15 protein-coding genes and 2 pseudogenes are annotated in these 16,625 nt (G+C 72.0%); 9 read left to right on the forward strand and 8 right to left on the reverse strand.

Annotation, left to right across the window (positions count from 1 at the left end; all coding sequences use genetic code 11):
• Window positions 1-19: 19 nt before the first annotated feature.
• The 5 genes and pseudogenes from KSF81_RS30540 to KSF81_RS25640 form a co-directional block, all read left to right on the forward strand.
• Window positions 20-622, forward strand: a pseudogene (locus KSF81_RS30540) (ATPase, T2SS/T4P/T4SS family); the annotation flags it as partial.
• Between the two features lies 1 nt (window position 623).
• A complete protein-coding gene (locus KSF81_RS30545) occupies window positions 624-1,532 on the forward strand; it encodes a GspE/PulE family protein (protein WP_254453747.1) in 909 nt (302 codons plus the stop codon).
• Complete coding sequence (locus tag KSF81_RS25630) at window positions 1,529-2,764, forward strand: type II secretion system F family protein (protein ID WP_217381372.1); 1,236 nt, start codon at window positions 1,529-1,531, stop codon at window positions 2,762-2,764. Before KSF81_RS30545 ends, KSF81_RS25630 begins: the two co-directional genes overlap by 4 nt.
• Window positions 2,761-5,049, forward strand: coding sequence for a type II secretion system secretin GspD (gene gspD, locus KSF81_RS25635; protein ID WP_217381373.1), 2,289 nt, complete (start codon window positions 2,761-2,763; stop codon window positions 5,047-5,049). Before KSF81_RS25630 ends, gspD begins: the two co-directional genes overlap by 4 nt.
• The gene (locus KSF81_RS25640; protein WP_217381374.1) at window positions 5,033-5,812 is read left to right on the forward strand and encodes a type II secretion system protein GspK; all 780 of its coding nucleotides are present in this window, start codon (window positions 5,033-5,035) and stop codon (window positions 5,810-5,812) included. Before gspD ends, KSF81_RS25640 begins: the two co-directional genes overlap by 17 nt.
• A gap of 204 nt (window positions 5,813-6,016) precedes the next feature.
• Here the strand turns inward: KSF81_RS25640 and KSF81_RS25645 are convergent, their stop codons facing one another.
• On the reverse strand, window positions 6,017-6,322 hold the full coding sequence (locus KSF81_RS25645) for a hypothetical protein (RefSeq protein WP_217381375.1): 306 nt from the start codon (window positions 6,320-6,322) through the stop codon (window positions 6,017-6,019).
• 187 nt (window positions 6,323-6,509) lie between these two features.
• A pseudogene (locus KSF81_RS25650) lies at window positions 6,510-7,680 on the reverse strand (ISAs1 family transposase).
• Window positions 7,681-8,408: 728 nt separating this feature from the next.
• Here KSF81_RS25650 and KSF81_RS25655 point away from each other — a divergent pair.
• On the forward strand, window positions 8,409-9,194 hold the full coding sequence (locus KSF81_RS25655) for a YggS family pyridoxal phosphate-dependent enzyme (RefSeq protein ID WP_217381376.1): 786 nt from the start codon (window positions 8,409-8,411) through the stop codon (window positions 9,192-9,194).
• A gap of 46 nt (window positions 9,195-9,240) precedes the next feature.
• Here KSF81_RS25655 and KSF81_RS25660 read toward each other — a convergent pair whose 3' ends face one another.
• From KSF81_RS25660 to KSF81_RS25670, 3 genes are all read right to left on the reverse strand, one after another.
• Window positions 9,241-9,747, reverse strand: a complete 507-nt coding sequence (locus KSF81_RS25660; protein WP_217381377.1) for a methylated-DNA--[protein]-cysteine S-methyltransferase — start codon at window positions 9,745-9,747, stop codon at window positions 9,241-9,243.
• Window positions 9,748-9,879: 132 nt separating this feature from the next.
• Complete coding sequence (locus KSF81_RS25665; protein WP_217381378.1) at window positions 9,880-10,611, reverse strand: 2OG-Fe(II) oxygenase; 732 nt, start codon at window positions 10,609-10,611, stop codon at window positions 9,880-9,882.
• Window positions 10,608-10,919, reverse strand: a complete 312-nt coding sequence (locus tag KSF81_RS25670; RefSeq protein WP_217381379.1) for a hypothetical protein — start codon at window positions 10,917-10,919, stop codon at window positions 10,608-10,610. Before KSF81_RS25670 ends, KSF81_RS25665 begins: the two co-directional genes overlap by 4 nt.
• Before the next feature lie 641 nt (window positions 10,920-11,560).
• On the opposite strand from KSF81_RS25670, the gene KSF81_RS25675 reads away from it, so the two are divergent.
• From KSF81_RS25675 to KSF81_RS25685, 3 genes are all read left to right on the forward strand, one after another.
• Window positions 11,561-12,274 (forward strand): amidohydrolase, encoded by a 714-nt coding sequence (locus KSF81_RS25675; RefSeq protein ID WP_254453748.1) that lies wholly within the window; start codon window positions 11,561-11,563, stop codon window positions 12,272-12,274.
• A 184-nt stretch (window positions 12,275-12,458) separates the two neighbouring features.
• Window positions 12,459-12,770 (forward strand): putative quinol monooxygenase, encoded by a 312-nt coding sequence (locus KSF81_RS25680; protein ID WP_217381380.1) that lies wholly within the window; start codon window positions 12,459-12,461, stop codon window positions 12,768-12,770.
• Window positions 12,771-12,774: 4 nt separating this feature from the next.
• The gene (locus KSF81_RS25685; protein WP_217381381.1) at window positions 12,775-13,599 is read left to right on the forward strand and encodes an amidohydrolase; all 825 of its coding nucleotides are present in this window, start codon (window positions 12,775-12,777) and stop codon (window positions 13,597-13,599) included.
• A 49-nt stretch (window positions 13,600-13,648) separates the two neighbouring features.
• On the opposite strand, the gene KSF81_RS25690 is transcribed toward KSF81_RS25685, so the two are convergent.
• The 3 genes from KSF81_RS25690 to KSF81_RS25700 are packed head-to-tail and all read right to left on the reverse strand — an operon-like array spanning window position 13,649 to window position 16,622.
• Window positions 13,649-14,605 (reverse strand): tripartite tricarboxylate transporter substrate binding protein, encoded by a 957-nt coding sequence (locus KSF81_RS25690; RefSeq protein ID WP_217381382.1) that lies wholly within the window; start codon window positions 14,603-14,605, stop codon window positions 13,649-13,651.
• Entirely contained in the window at window positions 14,602-15,492 is an 891-nt protein-coding gene (locus KSF81_RS25695; protein WP_217381383.1) for a succinate--CoA ligase subunit alpha, read from the reverse strand. The genes KSF81_RS25690 and KSF81_RS25695 overlap by 4 nt, the downstream gene beginning before the upstream one ends.
• Window positions 15,489-16,622, reverse strand: a complete 1,134-nt coding sequence (locus KSF81_RS25700) for an ATP-grasp domain-containing protein (RefSeq protein WP_217381384.1) — start codon at window positions 16,620-16,622, stop codon at window positions 15,489-15,491. Before KSF81_RS25700 ends, KSF81_RS25695 begins: the two co-directional genes overlap by 4 nt.
• Between the last annotated feature and the right edge of the window lie 3 nt (window positions 16,623-16,625).

Below are 16,625 nucleotides of genomic sequence, written 5' to 3' on the forward strand. Positions count from 1 at the left end.
GGATGTGCTGGCCGCCGCCATGGCCGAGGCGCTCGGCCTGCCGCTGCTGCGGCGCGAGGAATTGCCGGCCGAGCCGCCGCTGCCCGGGCGCCTGGCGCCGCGCTTCCTGCGCCGGTCCCGCGCCTGGCCGGTGCGGATCGAGGCCGGGCAGTTGCTGCTGGCCCTGGCCGACCCGCTGGACGGATTCGCCGCCCAGGCCGCGGCGCTCGCCACCGGCCTGCCGGTGCTGGTCGCGGTGGCCGAACCCGCCGCGATCGAGGCCGCGCATGCCAGGCTGGAGGCTGCCGCCGCCCCCGCCATCGCCGCGCCGGAACCCGCGGCCGGCGGCGCCGAAGACGCCGCCCGGCTGCGCGACCAGGCGAGCGAGGCGCCGGTGGTGCGCCATGTCAACGCGCTGATCCTGCAGGCCGTCGAGCTGGGCGCATCCGACATCCATCTGGAAGCCACCGAAACCGGGCTGCGCACCCGGCTGCGCGTGGATGGCGTGCTGCAGGATGCCGGGCTGGTGCCGCCGGCGCTGGGGGTCGGCGTGGTCTCCCGCCTCAAGATCATGGCGCGGCTGGACGTGGCGGAGCGGCGGCTGCCGCAGGATGGGCGGCTGCGGCTGGCGGTGCGCGGGCGCGATGTCGACCTCCGCATCTCGGTCATTCCCTCCCTGGAGGGCGAGGGCGTGGTGCTCCGGAATCCTGGACCGCGCCGCGGTGGCGCTGGATTTCAACACGCTGGGCTTCGCCGCGGAGGAGATCGCGGCGCTGCACGGGCTGCTGGCGCAAACCAGCCGGCTCGTGCTGGTCACCGGCCCGACCGGCAGCGGCAAGACGACCACCCTCTATGCCGCACTCGGCTCGGTGGACCGGCAGCGGCTGAAGGTTGTCACCATCGAGGACCCCGTGGAATACCGGCTGGAGGGCGTCAGCCAAGTGCAGGTGCGGCCGCAGATCGGCTTCGGCTTCGCCGATGCGCTGCGGGCAATGCTGCGGCACGACCCCGATGTGGTGCTGGTCGGCGAGATCCGCGATGCCGCGACGGCCGAGGCCGCGGCGCAGGCGGCCCTGACCGGGCATCTCGTGCTGGCCACGCTGCATACCAATGACGCGCCCTCGGCCGTGACGCGGCTGATGGATCTCGGCCTGCCTGAATACCTGATCGCCTCGGTGCTCCGCGGCGCCCTGGCGCAGCGCCTGGTCCGCAGCCTCTGCACCGCCTGCCGGGAACCCTATGCGGCGCCGCAGCCGCTGGTGGAACGGCTCGGCCTGGCGCGGCGGGCCGGGCATGGGGGACCGATCACTCTGCACCGGCCGCGCGGCTGCCCAGCCTGCGGCGGCACCGGCTACCGCGGCCGCACCGCGGTGCTGCAGATCATGACGCTCGATCCTGCCCTGCGCGAGCTGGTGCTGCGCCGCGCCGATGCCGGCACGCTCGGCGAGAGTGCCGCCGCCGCGGGCATGCCGAGCCTGCTGGAGGCGGCGCAGCGCAAGGCCCTGGCGGGCACCACCTCCATTGAGGAGGTGTTGCGGGTGGTAGGCACATGAGCGGGTCGCCCCCCCTGCCGAGCTTCGACTACGTGGCGATCGCCGGCGACGGCCGCATGCTGCGTGGCCGGATCGAGGCCGCGGACCCGCATGCCGCCGCCCGTCGCTTGCAGGAAAGCGGCAGCCTCCCCGTGGAGCTCCGCCCGGCCGGCGAGGCGATGACCGCACCACCGGCCCGCGATGACCGCCGACTGCGGCCCCGCGAGCTGGCCCGCCTCACGCGCGGCCTCTCGCTGCTGCTCGGCGCCGGATTGCCGCTGGATGCGGCGCTGGAGGCGCTGGCGGGGGCGGAGGCACATCCCGCCGCGCGCGCCCTGCTGCGCGCCCTGCATGAGGGGGTCTCCGCCGGCACGGCGCTTTCTGTCGCCGTGGCGGCGCGGCCGGCCGCCTTCCCGTCCTGGTATGCCGCGGCCATCGGCGCCGCCGAGGGCACCGGGCGGCTCCCCGCCGTGCTGGAGCGCATGGCGGCCGAGATCCTGCGTGGCGCCCGCATCGCCGAACGCATCCGCAGCGGCCTCACCTACCCGGCCATCGTGCTGATGCTCGCCCTGGTCGCGGTGGCGGTGCTGGTGGCGGTGGTGCTGCCGGCGCTGGAGCCGCTGTTCACCGCCGCGGCGGGGGAACTGCCCGCCTCCACCCGCAATGTGCTGGCGGCGGCGGCCTGGCTGCGGGACTGGGGCGGTATCGGCCTGGCGGCGCTGCTCGGGCTTGCGCTGCTGGCGCAGCGGGCCATGGCGGCGGAGGCGGGGCGGCGCTGGCGGGATGCGCAATTGCTGCGCCTGCCGCTGCTCGGCCCCATTGCCTGGCGCGCAGCCACGGCGCGCTTCGCCCGGGCGCTGGCGACCCTGCTCGGCGCCGGCGTGCCACTGGCCAATGCGCTCGGCCATGCGGCGGCCGCCTCGGGCAATTCGGCGGTGGCGGCGGGGCTGGAACGGGCCCGGCTGCACCTGACCGCCGGCACCGGATTCGCCGCTTCGCTCACGCGCGAGGCGGCGCTGCCGCGCCTTGCCATCACCCTGGCGGGGGTGGGCGAAGAAGGCGGGCGGCTCAGGGAATTATTGGAAGAAGTCGCGATCATTCATGAAGAGGATTTGGAGCGTGCCACGGAACGCCTGCTATCGCTCCTGGTCCCGGCCGTGACCCTGGTATTGGGGGGGCTGGTCGCCAGCATCGTCCTGGCGACGCTGGACGCGATCCTCGGCGCCAATACCGCTGCCCTGGGGGCAAGATGAGGCGCCTCGTTCCCTTGCTGCTGGCTAGCCTGGCGCTGGCCGCCTGCGGCGAGTCCCGGCCACGTGGCCCCGCCGCCTTCGACGAGGCGATGCGGCGCCTGCAGGACCCGGAGCGCCGCCCGCCCGGCCTCGGCCTGGCGCCTGGCAGCACCGTGGTGCAGGGCCAGCCGGTGCGTGGCGGGCCGCGCCGCACGGTGATTGACCTCGGCCTGGCCGGGCGCGGGCCGGCGCGCTCGCCTGGGCCGCTCGGCGCGGCGGAGGCGGGCGGCGGTTCGGTCACGCTCAATTTCGTCGAGGCGCCGGTGCCGCAGGTGGTGCAGGCGGTGCTCGGCGACCTGCTGCGAACCGACTACACCATCGATCCGCGCGTCAGCGGTACCGTCACCTTGCAGACCCAGCGCCCGGTGCCGCAGGCGGCGGCACTCTCGCTGCTGGAATCGGCGCTGGAGGTGAACAACGCCGCCCTGGTCCGCGGTGGCACCGGCTATCGCGTGGTGCCACTGGAGGATGCGATGCAGGCCGGCCCGCCGGTCGGGCTGCGCGCCGCCGGGGCCGTGCCGGGGCCGGGCTTCGCGATCGTCGCCCTGCCGGTGACCAATGCCCGCGCCGCCGACCTCCAACGCGTGCTGCAACCCCTGGCGCCGCGCGGCGGTACAGTGATCGCGGACGAGGCGCGCAACGTGCTGCTGCTGGCCGGCACCGGCCCGCAGCTCGCGACCCTGCTCGACACCGCCGAGAGCTTCGACGTGGACTGGCTTCGCGGGCAGTCCATGGCGTTGCTGCCGCTGGAGAATGCGCCGGCCGCGCTGGTGGCGCAGGAGATCGGTGCAGTCTTCAGCGCGGAGGGCGGGCGCCAGGCGCTCCGCATCGTGCCGGTCAGCCGAATGAATGCCCTGCTGGTGGTCACCACCCAGCCGCAGCAATTGGAGCGGGTGCGGCGCTGGGTGCGGGAGCTGGATGCGGGGCTCGGCGGCTCGCCGCAGCTTTTCGTCCACCGCATCCAGTATGTGCGCGCCACCGACCTCGCCAATACGCTGCGGCAGTTGCTGCAGGGCAATGCACGGGGCGGCGCCGGGGCGCCACTGCTGGCGCCCGGACTGCCGGGCGCCCTGGCCGCGGCGGGCGGCACGCTCGCGGTGGCGGCGGGCGGCGCCCCTGGCCTGGTGCCCGGCGGCCTGCCCGGTGCCATGGTGGCCGGCGGCGTGCCGAACGGGGGCATGCCGGGTGGCCTGGCGCCCGGCGCCGTGCCGGGTGGCGGCGAGGCGCCGGGCCTGCCGCCCGTCCTTCCCGGCTCGATCCCTGGCGCTCTCGCCGGCGGCCTCCCCGGCGAGCCCCCGCCGCCCTTGGGCGGCGCCGCGGGCGGGCTGCCGGCCGCGCCTGTCCGCATCGTCGCGGATGAGGGGCAGAACGCGGTGATCGTCTATGCCAGCCAGGCGGACTGGCGGCTGGTGGAGCGCGCCATCCTGCTGCTCGACCGGCCACCGAGCCAGGTCGCGATCGATGCGATCATCGCCGAGGTGACGCTGAACGACGACCTCGAATACGGCCTGTCCTGGTACTTCCGCTCGGGCCTCTTCGAATTCAGCCTCACGGCGGGCAACAGCCCCACACCAAGCCCGAGCTTCCCAGGGTTCAATATCCTCTATTCCGGCAATACGGACGCGCGGGTGGTGCTGCACGCGTTGGCCACCATGACCGATGTGCGGGTGATCTCCTCGCCGCAGGTGATGGTGCTCTCGAACCAGACGGCGCGGCTCCGGGTCGGCGATTCGGTGCCGATCGTGACGCAGCAGGCGACCGGTGGCGGCATCACCGACTCGCGCATCGTCAATTCGGTGCAGTTGCGCGACACCGGCGTCTCGCTGGATGTCACGCCGCGGGTGAATGCCGCCGGCGGCGTGCTGCTGGAGGTGGACCAGGACGTCTCCGACGCGGTGCGGACCACCACCAGTGGCATCGACAGCCCGACCATCCAGCAGCGCCGGTTACGCAGCATGGTCTCGGTCCCGAATGGGGAGACGGTGGCGCTGGGCGGGCTGATCCGCGAAAGCGACACCCGCAGCCGCACCGGCCTGCCCTTCGTCGACCAGGTTCCTGTCCTGCGGGATGTTCTGGGTGTCACCAGCCGCGCCCGGCGGCGGACCGAGCTGCTGGTCCTGCTGACGCCGCGGGTGGTGCAGACCACCGAGGATCTGCGCCGCGTGACCGAGGAGCTGCGCAGCCGGATGCGCAGCATGCAGCCGCGCGACGAACCACCGCGCCGGCCCAATGCGCCGCCGCGTTGAGACCCCAGGCTCGGCGCTCGTCCTCGCGCTGTGGCTGGCGCTGCTGCTTGGCGTGGCGGGCATTGCCGCCACCCGCCTTGCCGCCACCGGCGCCGGCGCGGCGCGGCTGGAGGCGGATCTGGCGCGCGCCCGGGCCGCGGCCGAGGGCGGAATCTGGGCGGCGGCGCATCAATTGGCCACGCTGCCGCGCCAGTCCCGGCCGCACCCGGCCGATTTCGCCTTCGCGCCCGGCGGCGTGCCGGTGGTGGTGCGGGCCACGGATGAGGATGGGCGGCTCGACCTGAACGCTGCGCCCGAGGCGCTGCTTGCCGCATTGTTCGCAGCCGCCGGCCTGCCGCCCGGCGATGCCGCCACCCTGGCCGCCCGTGTCGTTGCCTGGCGCGAGCCGGACCGCCAAGGGCTCGGGCCGTTCCGCAGCGCCGCGGAACTCGGCGCCGTACCGGGCTTCGACCGGGCCTTGGCCGAGGCGCTCCGCCCCGCGGTGACGGTGCATTCCGGCCGCTCCCGCCCGGCGGCCGAGGCGGCGCCACCGCTGGTGCGGGGGCTCCTGCCGGAGGCGCCGAGGGGCGGCCTGCCACTGTCGCGCGGGCTGCGCCCGGGGGTGCCCCAGGCCCTGCCCGGCAGCGGCCGGCGCAGCATCTGGCGGCTTGAGGCCGAGGCGCGGAGCGGCGCCGCCACCGCGCGGTTGGCCGCGGTGATGGACCTGTCGCCGGTGGAAGGCATGCCGGGCCGCGTCCTGGAGTGGCGGCCGGCCGGTCACTAGCCGATCCTGTTCGCCGGGCAGCAATGGCAGGTGCGCCGTCAACTTGGCAGGGGGTTGGCGGTCTGATCCGGCATCGGTAGGCATCCGAAATGAGCTCGCCCGCCGCCAGGCCCCTCTATGCCGGATTCCGCTTTCCGGCCGAGGTGATGGTTTTGTCAGCACTCGCGCCAAACCTGCCGGCATGAGCTGGTGGGCGAGTTAGGCCTACGCCGCCTCGAGGAGGGCGAGCGCGATGGCGGCGCGACGGAGGTGGAGCAGGCGACGACGGTCGGCGGGGACGTGCTGGCGGTGACGGGTTCGAAGGCGGAGGAAGTTGCGGAGCTCGTCGTGGCTTCGACAGAACCGCTCCGGCGTGACCGGCAGCGCGCCGATACTGGCCATGTGCGCGAGCTGGTTGAGGTTGCTGGAGAGACGGGACTCTCCCAGCAGGGCCAGCGCCTTCGCCAGTGCCTGTCGGTCCTCGACCGCAAGGCCGGTCCGGCGCAGCCGCAGCGGCGGCGCGTCCCCCAAAACCTTGGCTTTGATGTAGCTGCCAAGAGGCGCGCCGCGCGCCTCTTGCGTCAGGCGGTCCCGTTCTGCCTCAGACAGCCGGAGGCTGAACGGGGCAACACGCTTTGACCGGGGGCGGGCGGCACGAAGCCGACGACGCCGCCGAAATTCTCGCTTAAGGACATGGCCCAGGGCTTCGAATCCAAGTTCATAGGGCTGGCAGGCTGAGGAGGTGATTGAGGTAGTCGGGTGTCCAGCCGGCGAGTTTTCGGCGCAGCTTGAGGGATTTCCTATCGGCTGCGGAGCGGACGAGGTTGAGGGCGAGATGCCTGACGACGGCCATGTTCCTGGCGCCGTGGCCTTTCCGAAGGCGGGACTGGTCGTCGTGGAAGACGACGTCGAGGACCCAGTGGAGGCGGTTCTCGATGCCCCAATGCCCGCGGATGGCCTGCGCCGCCCGCGGTGCGGTGAGGGGTGCCAAGGCGATGTAGTAGCGGGTTTCGGCCTGGCTCTTGCCGGCCCGTTCGCTGCGGCTCTCGACGCGGATGACGCAGGCGACGCTTGGCAGGCGTAGTTCGCCGGGGAAGCGGCGGTCGCTGGCGAGCCAATCGACCTCGCAGGCGCAGGCTGACGCTGCGCTGCTCGATGCGGCCATGGCCCTTGTCGTGTTCGGTGTCGGTCTCGATTGTGCCGGGGGGCGCGGCGGCGAAGGCGGCCTCGATCTCGGCGCGGAGCGTCGGCTGGTTGGCCTTGACCGCGAGCAGATAGTCGGCGCCGGCGGCCTTGATGGTCTGGGCGATGGTGGCATTGGTGGCGATCGCATCGATCGAGACCAGCGCGCCCCGGAGCCCGTCCTGCACGGCCAGGCGTTCCAGCAGCTTCGGGATCGCGGTCACCTCGTTGGACTTGTCGGCCACCGCCTCCTGGCCGAGCACCAGGCGGCTGGTGGTGGCGAAGGCGGAGACCAGGCGAAGGGGCGCAACCGCCGCCGCCCGGTCGTGGCTGCGGCGCGAGGTCTTGCCGTCTATGGCAATGAAGTCCGGCCGGTCGGGCCAGGCCTCGCGCACCCAGGCGGTGAAGGCGGCGGCGAACAGCGCGGGGTTTATGCGGTTCATCAGGATCGTCAGCCAGCGGCCGCCGGGCACCCCATGCTCATAGGGCAGATGCCGGCGCAGGAAGGCGAGATGGGCCTCGCCCCAGGCGGCGATGTGGTCGTAGTCATCGCAATCCGCCATGGTCCCGCAGACCACCAGCAGCAGCACCTCGGGCAGCGGATGGGCGATCCGCTGCACGTCGCGCGGATCGTCGATCGCCGCAAAATGCTCCAGCAGAACGCCCAGGCGGGACTTCCCCTGAGCGGTAGCGGTAGCAGCGGGCATGGCCGGAGGCTCCGAATCGACCACATCCATCGAAGCGAAAAAAATCGCAACCTGTCACGGCGCCTCAAATGAGTTCGGAGCCCTGGGACATGGCCGCCCCCGCCCACAGGGACGGCGGCGGTGGCCCCGTCATCGATGTATCTTTTAGTATTTGCTCCCAATGCGCCAGTTCGTCGAAGATCCAGTTCGCCTCTTCACCGGAGAGGCGAACCTTCCTTGCACCCTGGAGATATGGGCTCTCTCCAGCCAGGCTGTTGTCCCTGGTCGCGCTTGGCCTTCACCCGCTTCCGCAGCGTCTCGGCCCTGCAGCCGATCGCAGCCCGTTGCGACGCGTGACCGCTGCCGTGGTCCAGCACCATCCGTACCGCCTGCTGGCGTACCTCCGGCGCAGTTGGAACCATGCCCCGGGCGCAGGCCAGGTGCAAAGCGGCCTGCAAGAATAGCAGGGCGCAGCGCCTCGCGCGGTTGCACATACAAAGGCTGCGTGGTCTTCCGGTCCTTCTCGCCGGACCGGATTGATGCAGACTGGGCCCGTATCTGGAGCACGCTCTACGGATGGATGCCAGCCCTGCCGCTTGCCCCGCCAATGATCTGGGCCGCGTCCGGCGCCTGCCCAAGCGCGGCACGTATGGTTTCGCCTCGATTGCGCCAGCCGCCGATGCCGCGGCCCTCGTGGCGATGCCCTGGGTTGTGGCCGGTACGATAAGGTATCGGGCGGAGGATGGAAGATGACGAGAACCGGGTTCGACACGGACCGCTTCGGCACCGATCCGGGCGCGACCATTCGCGCCAATCTCGCCGAGTTGCGTCACCGCATCACCGCCGCCTGCGCCCGCGCCGGTCGCGATCCGGTTGAGGTGCGGCTGCTGCCGATCACCAAGACGGTGCCCGCCGAGGTGCTGCGTCACGCCGCGGCGGCGGGGCTCGACATGTTCGGCGAGAACAAGGTGCAGGAAGCGATGGGCAAGGCCGAAGCGCTTGCCGACCTGCCGGTGCGCTGGAGCATCGTCGGCCATCTGCAGACAAACAAGGTGAAGCACCTCACCCGTTTCGCCAGCGAGTTCCAGGCTCTGGACAGCCTGCGGGTGGCCGAGGCGCTGGACGCGCGGTTGCGGGCGGAAGGCCGCATGCTCGACGTATTCGTGCAGGTGAACACCTCCGGCGAGCCGAGCAAATACGGGGTGGCGCCGGAAGAGGCGGCCGGGCTGGTGGCGCGGTTGCCGGACTTCCCTTCGCTGCGGCCAGTGGGGCTGATGACGCTCGCGATCTTCAGCGCCGAGACAGAGCGGGTGCGCGCCTGCTTCCGCCTGCTGCGGGAGCTGCGCGAGACGCTGCGCGCCACACCGGCCGGCGCCGGACTCGCGCATCTGTCAATGGGCATGTCGGGCGATTTCGAGGCCGCGATCGAGGAAGGCGCGACCGTCGTGCGCATCGGCACCGCGATCTTCGGCACGCGGCCCACGAAGGACGGAATCTACTGGCCCGGCCTGTTTCCCGAGGTCGCGCCGACCTAGCGATGTGAATCCTCGCTCGGCGCAGGGGCAAGCATGGCCGCCACGATCATGCCAGGCGGAACGGCGCGGCTTCCTGTTCGCGGGCGAGCAAGGCCCGCTTGCGCGCCACGCCCCAACGATAGCCGGAGAGTGCGCCATCCTTCTTCACAACCCGATGGCAGGGAATCAGGATGGCGATGCCGTTGGCGGCGATAGCGTCGGTGACGTCGCGTGCATCCCGCGTGCCGAGCTGCGCGGCAAGGGCGCCGTAGCTCCTGGTCTCTCCGGCAGGAATGGCGCGCAGCAGGTCCCACACGCGCTTCTGGTAGTCGCTGCCGCGCATGTCGAGCGGGATGGATGGTGATGAGGCCGGCGCATCGACCAGCGCGGCAAGCCTGTGCAGCGTGTCGGCGAGGCCCGCTGCATCCTCGATCAGTTCGGCCTCGGGGAAGCGGGCGCGCAGCTCTGCCGGTCCCCCGGCGAATTCGAAGGCAACGAGGCCGCGGTCCGAGACGGCGGCGATGATCGGGCCGAGCGAGCTGTCGCTCGTCGCGTAGCGGATGCGGTCGAACATGATCCTGCCTTTCCCATCAAGCCTCGGCGCATCGGATAGGCCGTGCGCAACCGGCCTCCGGCATCGGCAACGAGCATGAGGCCGCCGATCGGCGTCGCCATGATGGCCGCGCCCAACCGCGCCGGGGTGCCGCTACCTGGCATCATGGAAGATGATGCCCGCCGTGTGCCGCAGCCCCGAGCGGACGCGGCTGACGCCGTGGCGCAGGTTGACCCGATAGGTGCCGCGGCTCCCCTGCACCGGCCGGTTGTGCACGGCGAAGGCGACCGCGTCGCCCTGGCGCAGCGGAACGACCTCGGCCCGGCTCTGCATGCGCGGGCGCTGCTCGGTCAGCACGAACTCGCCGCCCGTGAAGTCCCTGCCCGGCTCCGACAGGAGGATCGCGACCTGCAACGGAAAGGCGAGATCGCCGTAGAGGTCCTGGTGCAGGCAGTTGTAGTCGCCCGGCACATATTGCAGCAGCAGCGGCGTGGGGCGGGTCTGGCCGGCCTCATGGCATGCCTTCAGGAACACCTCGTGCCGCGCGGGGTAGCGCGTCTCGATCCCCATGCGCGCGTTCCAGTCATTGGCCACCGCGGCGAGGCGCGGGTATAGCGCGGTGCGCAGGGACGCGAGCAGATCGGGCAGCGGATAGCGGAAGTAGCGGTATTCACCCTTGCCGAAGCCGTGCCGCGCCATGTGGATATGGCTGCGGAAATGCTCCTCCTGTGGGTAGAGGGCCGCGATTTCCCGGCATTCCGCCGGTGTCAGCAGCTTGCCCAGCACCGCGCAGCCGAAGCCGTCCAATTCGGCGCCGAGCGCGTCCCAGTCATAGCCAGCCACGCGCGGCTCCACCGGCTCGTCGATTCGCGCCTGCACGGTCATGCCCGCGCCTCCTTCGCCAGCAGGGCGCGCTTGCGGGCTACGCCCCAGCGGTAGCCCGACAAGGCGTGGCGCGCGGTGGCAGCGCGGCATATGCGGTGGAAGTGGAACGGGCCCATGCCGACGGCCGCGGACAGCGCCTCCAGCCTGGACGTCTCCTCCGTCGCCTCGATCATGCGGCAACGGGCGCCAGCCCTGCGCATCACGTGGACGAAGTCCCAGTCCCGCGCCGCATCGCGCCAAAGGGTTGCCTCCCAGCGCGGGTCCGTCCCGGCCACCGCGGGCGCCCCTTCCGTCCTGGCGAGATCCATGTCCCGATCCCCTTCACCTGATGTCATGGCCCAAATCTAGGCGCCGCGCGCCCCGATCACACTCCGTCGCTTGCTTTCGAATTCGCGGCCTGGATCCGGGCGACACCCTCGTTGTCGAGGTGGAACGCCTCACGCGCGGCGAGGCGGACGATCAGGCTACCCGCATCGGCTGCACGGCCGCGACGCTGCGGAAGCGGATGCGCCAGGCTGGGCGCGACCGGGGACAACGGCCTGGCCCGACGACGGAGGGGCGTGAGCGTATGCGGCCCCGCGACGCAACTCCGCGGCGGCGGTCACGCGCCCCACCAGTTTATCCTCGCCCGCCCATCGGCTGGCGCTCTACCCTTCACCGTGCCCGCAACGGGCGCGATGGGAGGAAAACATGATCGAAGCCATGCACGACCGCCGCCGGGTGCTGCGCGGCGCGGCGGCCTTCGCCGCTACCACCGCGATCCTCGGCGCCGCCGGCAGCGCGCGCGCCCAGCACAATGTCCGCTGGTCCGCCGGCACCGCCGCCCCCCGAACGCCGGCCCCTCCCAACGCGACCGACTGCCACTTCCACATCTACGACGACCGTTTTCCCGTGGCAGCCAGCGCCAGCCTGGAAGCCGCCGACCGCCTCGGTGGAGGATTACCACGCCTTGCAGCGCCGCCTCGGCCTGACGCGCTGCGTGCTGGTCCAGCCCTCCACCTATGGCACCGACAACCGCGCCTATCTTGGCCTGCTTCCGGCACTTGGCGGCGCCGAGCGCGCGCGCATGGTCGCGGTGGTCGACCCCTCGGTGGCGGACCAGGATTTGCGACGCATGCACGAGGCCGGCGTGCGCGGCATCCGCTTCAACCTCGGCGCCCAGGCCGGCGCGACGACGATCGACATGATCGAGCCGCTGTCGCGCCGGGTGGACCCGATGGGCTGGCACTGCCAGGTCAATATGGACGGCCGCAGGATCGTCGAGGCGCAGGACCTTTTCCTCCGTCTCCCCGGCAAGCTGGTCTTCGACCACATCGCCCATGTGCCGCAGCCGGAGGGCGTGAACAGCCCGACCTTCGCGCTGGTCCGCCGGCTGCTCGACAAGGGCAATACCTGGGTGAAGCTCTCCGGTGCCTATTTCGAGAGCAAGACCGGCGCACCGACCTATGCGGACAATGCCCCGGTGGTCCGCGGATTCGTGCAGGCGGCGCCGCAGCGTTGCGTCTGGGGCACCGACTGGCCGCACCCGACCGAGGCCGCGGACAAGAAGCCCGACGATGCGGTGCTGTTCGATCTCCTGGCTGAATGGGTGCCCGATACCGGCACGCGCAACCGCATTCTCGTCGACAACCCTGCCGAACTCTACGGCTTCCCACGCGGCTGAAATTCACCCGGGACCGGGCACGGCATTGAAATGCCATGGGCCGGGGGCGGGAAAGCCACCGGCCCGGTGATCCTCCATGGTTGGCGGATCACGGTGGCCAGTCTACCCTTCCCGCAGCCAATCACCCCGCGAAGGGCTGCCGCCAGGAACAGCCCAAGCCACCAACGGCCGAGGAGCGCCCGCCATGATCCATGTCATCGCCATCATCACCGCCAAGCCCGGCATGCGGGACGCCATCCTGAAGGAGTTCCGGGCGAACATGCCCGCGGTCCGGGCCGAGCAGGGGTGCATCGAATACGGCCCCGCGACTGATGCCGAGGGCATCGGCAAATCCCAGACGCAATTCGGCCCGGACAGCTTCGTGGTCATCGAGAAATGGGAAAGCCCGGAGGCGCTGAAGGCGCATGCCACCGCGCCGCACATGGCCGCCTATGCCGCGAAGACCAAGGACATGATCGCCAGCCGGGTCATCCACGTCCTGTCGCCTGCCGGCTGAAGCCATGCGGATCGTCGACGCGCAGGTGCATCTCTGGTCCAGCGGCACGCCGAGCGGCCATCACCGTCAGGTGCCGGTCTTCACCGCCGAGGAATTGCTCGCGGAGATGGACGAAGCCGGCGTGGATGCGGCGGTGATCCATCCGCCGGTGAGCTGGGACCCGGATTCGAACGAGCAGGCGATCGAGGCGGCGCGGCGCTACCCGGACCGCTTCGCCGTGCTCGGCCAGGTGCCGCTCGACCAGCCGGCGGAAAGCCGGGCGCGCCTCGACCATTGGCGCGAGCTGCCGGGCATGATGGGGCTGCGCTACCCCTTGGTGCGCCCGGAGCAGCAGAGCTGGCACATCGACGGCACGATGGACTGGCTTTGGCCGGCGGCCGAGCAGGCAGGACTGCCGGTCGCCACCATGGCCGGGCGCTTCCTGCCGGTGTTCCGCGGCATCGCCGAGCGCCACCCGAATCTGCGTCTCATCATCGACCATCTCGGCCTGGTGCGGTCCGGGCAGGACGAGGCCGCCTTCGCCAACCTCGATGCGCTCCTGGCGCTGGCGAAGCTGCCCAATGTGGCGATCAAGGCCACCGGCGCGCCAGGCTACTCCACCGCCGGCTACCCCTTCCGCAACATCCATGAGGGGCTGCACCGCATCTACGATGCCTATGGGCCGCAGCGCTTCTTCTGGGGCACCGACATCACCCGCATGCCCTGCACCTACCGCCAATGCGTGACCATGTTCACCGAGGAGCTGCCCTGGCTCTCCGGCCGGGACCTGGAACTGGTGATGGGCCGGGCGGTCTGCGACTGGATCGGCTGGAAGCTCCCCTTCGACTGATACCCGGCGAGGGCACCGGACAATGCCCTCGACAGGGGCGGGACGCGCCCTACTCGATGCGGATGCCGGAAGCCGCCGCCACGCCGCGCCAGCGCGTGAGGTCGGCGGCGACGATGCGGCCGGATTCCTCGCCGCCCAGGAAGGCGGCGGTGGCGCCCTCCCCCTCGAAGAAGCGGGCGAAGGCGGGGTCGGCGAGGCTCTCGCCGATCGCGCCTTCCAGCACCCGCCGCACCTGGGGCGGCAGCCCGCGTGGGCCGAGGATGCCCCACCAGAAGCCGATCTCGTAGTCGTAGCCGGCCTCGCGCACCGTCGGCGCGTCAGGGAAACCGGCGGCGCGGGTGGCGCCGGTGGTGGCGAGCAGGCGGATCTGACCGCTGCGGAGCGGGCCGCCCACCGCCGGCGGGCTGGTGATCAGCAGGTCGATCCGCCCGGCGATGAGGTCGATCGCCGCCGGGCCGATGCCGCGGTAGGGCACATGCTCCATCCCGATGCCCGCCACCTGCTCGAAGAGCGCGCCCGCCAGGTGATTGATCGCGCCCGGCCCGGCGGAGCCGTAGCGCAATGGCTGGGCGCGGGATTTCGCCAGCGCCACCAGCTCCGGGATGCTTCGCGCCGGCAGCATCGGCGCCACCACCACCGCCAGCGGCGCCACGGCGAGCCGCGCCACCGCGTCGAAACCCGCGGCCGGGTCGAAGCCGGTGCGCTGGGTGGCCGCGGTGGTGACGATGGACATCGAGGCGATCAGCAGCACATAGCCATCCGCCGGCGCCCCGGCGACATGCTGCGCGCCGATGGCGCCGCCGGCGCCGGCCCGGTTCTCCGCCACGAAGGGCTGGCCGAGCCGCGCCTGCAACCGGTCCCCGAGGGCGCGGGCGATCACGTCATTGCTGCCGCCCGGCGCGAAGGGGATCACCAGGCGCACCGGCCGCGCCGGCCACCCCTCCTGCGCCGCGGCCCCACCGGTTGCGCCGAGCAATGCACCGGCAAGAAGCCCGCGTCGCCTCATCCCCGCCTCCCCAGCAATGCCGCGCAGCGATCGACCAGCGCCTGCATCGAGCCGCAAACCTCCACCCCCGCCGTCGCCAGGCTTGCGGCCTTGGAGGCGAGGCTGCCCATGCCGCCATAGGTCAGCGCGCCGGCATGGCCCATGGCAACGCCCTCCTTCGCCTCGCGGCCCGCGAGCAGCACCAGGACCGGGCGGCCGAGCGGGGCGCGGGAGAGCGCCGCGGCGAATTCCTCCTCCTCCGTGCCGCCGACCTCGCCGATCAGCACCACCGCCTCGGTCGCCGCGCTGGCCGCCAGCACGGGCAGCAATTCGGCGAAGCGGGTGCCCTTCACCGCATCGCCACCGACGCCGATCCAGAGGCTTTGCCCGAGCCCGATGCCGGCCAGGCGATAGCCCACCTCATAGGACAGCGTGCCGCTTTTGGTCAGCAGCGCCACCGGGCCAGGCCGCAGCGCCACATCCGGCAGGAAGCCGAGCTTCACCTGGCCGGGAATCGCGCAGCCCGGCGTGGAGGCGCCGAGCCAGATGGCGCCCTGCGCCCGGGCCAGGCCGCGCAGCCGCACCGCGTCATGCACCGGCACGCCCTCGGCAATGGTGACGATGAGGCGGATGCCGGCCGCGATCGCCTCCGTGGCCGCTGCCAGCACCTCCAGCGGCGGCACCATGCAGACCGAGGCGATGGCGCCGGTCGCCGCCACGGCCTCGGCGCAACCGGCGAAGAGCGGGATGCCCTCGATGCTGCCGCCGGCCTCGCGGGCCGAGGTGCCGGCGACGATTCGGGTGCCATAGTCCCGCATCAGCAGCATATGCCGCCGGCCCATGCGGCCGCTGGCGCCCTGCACCAGCACGGGGGTCGCGCGGGACAGCGAGGCGAGCGGGTGGTTCATGCCGCCAGCGCCGCGGCGCGTGCCATGGCCGCCTCCAGATCCTCGAAGAGCAGGATGTCAGGCCGCCGCTCCGCCAGCGCCGCCCGTGCCTCTGCCGCGCCATTGCCGACCAGCCGGGCCACCACGGGCACGCCGCGCACCGGATTCGCCGCCAGCGCCTCTGCCAGCAGCATGGCGAATTCGCGCTGGTCGGTGATGCCGGCGAAGATGTTCACGAAAAGCACGCGCACCGAGGGCCTCGCCGCGATCCAGTCCAGCACGCGGATCAGCCGCGCCGGGCTGCCGCGCAACTGGCCGGTGCGGATATCGAGGAAGTTCAGCGGCCGTGCGCCGCGCGCCACCAGCTCATCCACCAGCATCATGGAAAGCCCGGCGCCGGTGGTGATGAGGCCGATGCGCCCCTCGGCATCCAGCTCGACATAATCAAAACCCTCGGTGAGCTTGCGGCAGGCATCGGCATAAAGGCGCGGGCGCGCCAGGATCATCGCCTCCAGCGCCGGCTGCCGGTGGATGGCGTTGAGGTCCAGCACCACCTTCGCATCGCCGGCGATGCAGCTCTCTACGGTGAGAAAGAGTGGATTCACCTCCACCAGCATCAGCTCGCGCTCCAGGAACAGGTGGATCAGGCCCTGCCCGGCCTGGCGAATCGCAGCGGCCTCCAGCGGCGGCAGCCCGGCCGTCACCGCCTCCAGCGCCATGCGCATCGCCGTCGCATCCAGCGCGCAGAGCCGCGTCGCCTCCGGCCCCAGGCTCGCCGCCTGGGATTCCACCTCCACCCCGCCCTCGGCGAGGAAGGTGATGCGCGCCGCGCCCGCCGCGGCATCCAGCATGACGGAAAGATAGCATTCGCGGCCACTGGCAACGGGTTCCACCAGGCAGGCCTCGACGGCATGGCCGCGCAGGCTGGTGCCCAGCAGCCGGTCCACCGCCCCTGCCGCCGCCGCCGTATCGGCGCAGCGCAGGATGCCGCCGGCCTTGCCGCGGCCGCCGGCCGGGACCTGCGCCTTCACCATCAGCGGGCCGGGCAGGCTGGCCGGGAGGCCGCCGCGCTCCGTCACCAGCACGCCGTTCGGCACCACCAAGCCGTAATCGCGGAACAGTGCCTTCCCATCCGCCTCGATGAGCAGCACGGG

This window comes from Siccirubricoccus sp. G192 (assembly GCF_019084075.1).
GTDB lineage: Bacteria > Pseudomonadota > Alphaproteobacteria > Acetobacterales > Acetobacteraceae > G192.